The sequence below is a fragment of the Micromonospora craterilacus genome, from assembly GCF_003236315.1.
Taxonomy (GTDB): Bacteria; Actinomycetota; Actinomycetes; order Mycobacteriales; family Micromonosporaceae; genus Micromonospora; species Micromonospora craterilacus.
In genome coordinates this window covers 1-3,199 of sequence record NZ_POTY01000399.1, presented here as the reverse complement: position 1 = coordinate 3,199, position 3,199 = coordinate 1, and the positions used below count along the sequence as shown (strand labels likewise).

The 3,199-nt window shown below is 73.5% G+C and carries 3 protein-coding genes; all 3 read right to left on the bottom strand.

The window, feature by feature from the left end:
- Positions 1–444: 444 nt before the first annotated feature.
- Positions 445–1,683 carry a cysteine--1-D-myo-inosityl 2-amino-2-deoxy-alpha-D-glucopyranoside ligase gene (gene mshC, locus C1I95_RS32960; protein WP_111219913.1) on the bottom strand — a complete coding sequence of 413 codons (1,239 nt, stop codon included), beginning with the start codon at positions 1,681–1,683 and terminating at the stop codon, positions 445–447.
- Positions 1,684–1,748: 65 nt separating this feature from the next.
- Positions 1,749–2,567 carry an SCO1664 family protein gene (locus C1I95_RS32955; protein WP_111219911.1) on the bottom strand — a complete coding sequence of 273 codons (819 nt, stop codon included), beginning with the start codon at positions 2,565–2,567 and terminating at the stop codon, positions 1,749–1,751.
- A complete protein-coding gene (locus C1I95_RS32950) occupies positions 2,564–3,139 on the bottom strand; it encodes a DUF3090 domain-containing protein (protein WP_111219909.1) in 576 nt (191 codons plus the stop codon). The genes C1I95_RS32955 and C1I95_RS32950 overlap by 4 nt, the downstream gene beginning before the upstream one ends.
- Between the last annotated feature and the right edge of the window lie 60 nt (positions 3,140–3,199).

Here is a 3,199-nt window from a genome sequence, read left to right as displayed (position 1 = left end):
CCGTCGCGCCCTGCCGCGCCCCGCCCGCCTCGCCGGGCCTCGGGCCGCCTCGGGCCGCCGCGCCAAAGCCCCGCCTCGCCTCGCACGCTCCGCGAGACTGTGCCGCGCCTCGGGCCGCCGCCGCCATTTGCCGCGCTCGTTCCTGGATCGAGTGGCCTGACCGACGCCAGGAGGCCACTCGATCCCGGATTGAGCACGTCATGCTTCTCGGGCGAGCAGAGCCGGGGCAGACGCGCACCCGGACGTGTCTAGGCGGCGCCTGACGGAACCAGAGAGAGCCTGGCACCGGCCGGACCCGCAAGCCGGCAATCCCCAGGCCAGATCCGCAAGCCGGCCAGATCCGCGAGCCGGCAGTCCCCAGGCCGGATCAGCACACACCGGCAGTCTCCAGGCTGGATCAGCACACCGGCAGTCTCCAGGCTGGATCAGCCCGGCGCTGGGGCGTCAGAGGCGGATGCCGAGGAGGGCGTCGAGGGCGTCGGCGAACAGGGCCGGTGCGGCCGGGTCGTCGCCGGTGCCGGCGAGGGTCTGCTCGGCCCACTCGTCGGCCAGTCGCAGGGCGCCCGGCGAGTCGAGGTCGTCGTTGAGGCGGTCGCGTACCCCGGCCAGGAACGCCGGCCCGGACGGCCCGGCGGGCGCGACGGAGGCCCGGCGCCAGCGGCGCAGGCGCTCCTCGGCGGCGGTCAGCAGGTCATCGGTCCAGGACCGGTCGGCGCGGTAGTGGCCGGAGAGCAACGCCAGCCGGACCGCCATCGGGTCCACCCGGTCGGCGCGCAGCCGGGAGACGAAGACCAGGTTGCCCCGGGACTTGGACATCTTCTCGCCGTCCAGGCCGATCATCCCGGCGTGCACGTAGTGCTCGGCGAAGGGCGCCGCACCAGTCAGCCGCTCGGCGTGCGCGGCGGAACACTCGTGGTGCGGGAAGAGCAGGTCGTTGCCGCCACCCTGCACCTGGATGGTGGACCCGAGCAGGCCCAGGGCGATCACCGCGCACTCGATGTGCCAGCCCGGCCGGCCCGGGCCGAGTTCGCCGCCGGGCCAGGACGGCTCGCCGTCGCGGGCGCCGCGCCACAGCAGCGGGTCCAGCGGGTCGCGCTTGCCGGCCCGGTCCGGGTCGCCGCCCCGCTCGGGGAAGATCTCCAGCATCTCGTCCCGGGAGAGGTTGGACTCGTAGCCGAACCGCGGCGCGGTCGAGATGTCGAAGTAGACGTCCCCGGTGCCGTCCTCCAGGCGGTACGCGGCACCGTCCTTGAGCAGCACCAGCACCTTCTCGGCGATGTCCGGGATCGACTCGACCGCACCGACGTAGTGTGCCGGCGGGATGATCCGCAGCGCCTCCATGTCCTCCCGGAACAGCGCCGTCTCCCGCATCGCCAGGACCTTCCAGTCCTCGCCGTCGCGGTCGGCCCGTTCCAGCAGCGGATCGTCGATGTCGGTGACGTTCTGCACGTACCGCACCTCGTGGCCCGCGTCGCGCCACATCCGCTGCACCAGGTCAAACGTGATCATGGTGGCGGCGTGCCCCAGATGGGTGGCGTCGTACGGGGTGATGCCGCAGACATACATGGTCGCCGGACCGGACGGGTCGGACGGCTGCACACCCTGCCGCGCCGAGTCGAACAACCTCAGCGGCCCGCTCCTGCCCGGCAGCCGCGGCACCTCGTGCCCCATCCAAGAGTCCATGACGATCAGCCTAACCAGCGCCGGGTCGCCGGCACGGCGACCCGGGAGTGATCAACGCGACAGGCTCACAGGGGCGGCCACGGTACGGCCGGCCAGTCCCGCGACGGCTGCGGGAAGCGGCCACCCTCGCGCAGCCGGTCGATCCGGGCCGCCAGCTCGGTGATCTCGCCGACGGTGAGGTGCTCGGCCAGTTCCTCGCCGAGCGGGCCGGCGACCTGACGGGCGAGGCAGTCGAGCGTTTCGACGGCGTCCGCGGGCAGCGGCCGGCCGGCCCAACCCCAGAGCACCGTACGCAGCTTCTCCTCCACGTGGAAGCTCACCCCGTGGTCGACCCCGTGGACCCGGTCGTTCGGGCCGAGCAGGACGTGGCCGCCCTTGCGATCGGCGTTGTTGATCACCGCGTCGAGCACCGCGAGCCGGGCCAGCCGCGGATCGTCGGCGTGCGCCAGGGCGTACGGGGTGCCGTCGTCGTCGCGCGCCGCCGCGACCGCGAACCACCGGGGCGGCAACGCGTCCGCCGGCACGAACCCGACCAGCGGTTCGGCCTCCTCCGGCTCGTCGATCCACAGCTGGCACGAGCCCGGGCCGAACGGTCCCTCACGCAGCACCGTCGGCGGCACCAGGTCCCAGCCGGAGGCCACGGAGACCAGGTAGGCGGCGACCTCGCGGCCGGCCAGGGTGCCGTCCGGGAAGTCCCACAACGGCCGCTCCCCCCGGACCGGCTTGTACACGCACCGCGCGGTCGCCTCGTCCAGAGTGAGGATGCCGCGCAGGGTGGTGTTCGACGCGTCGACCAGCCGCCCCTCGACGGTCAGCTCGCCGTCGTGCAACAGGCGCAGCGCGGCGCCACCGTCCTGCCGGGGAGCAAGGTCGGACGAGGTCACCGGTGGTAGCCGTTGTGCCGGGGGCAGAGGTGACCGGCCGGGTCCAGCGGCTGGCCGCACAGTGGGCAGGGGGGACGGCCGGCGTTGACCACTCGCCGGGCCCGCTCGATGAACGCGCGGGTCGCCTCGGGTGTCAGCCGCACCCGGAGCCGGTCAAGGTCCTCGTCGGGTTCGACGTCGTCGGCCTCGTCGTCCTCCGGCTCGCCCAGCTCGACCTCGTTCTCCGCCTCGCCGACCGCGATCGCCTCGATCACCACGGTCGCGGTGTCCGCGTCGAAGGCCAGGCCCAGCGTGCCGACCCGAAACTCCTCGTCGACCGGCGTGTCCAGCGGCTCGTTGTCACCGAGTGAGGCGGGGGCCTCGGGCAGGTCCACACCGAACCGGCGCTGCGCCTCGGTGAGCAGTTCCTCCAGCTTCTCGGCGAGCAGAGAGACCTGGACCTTCTCCAGCGCGACGCTTACCAGCCGGCCACCGCCGCGCGCCTGGAGGAAGAAAGTGCGCTCCCCCGGCGGCCCGACGGTCCCGGCGACGAACCGCTCCGGCGGCTCGAAGGCGTGCACCTGGTGGGTCATACCCACGACCCTATCCGGCGGTCCCACGCACCGCGCACCCCACCGACCCGAATCGCGGCC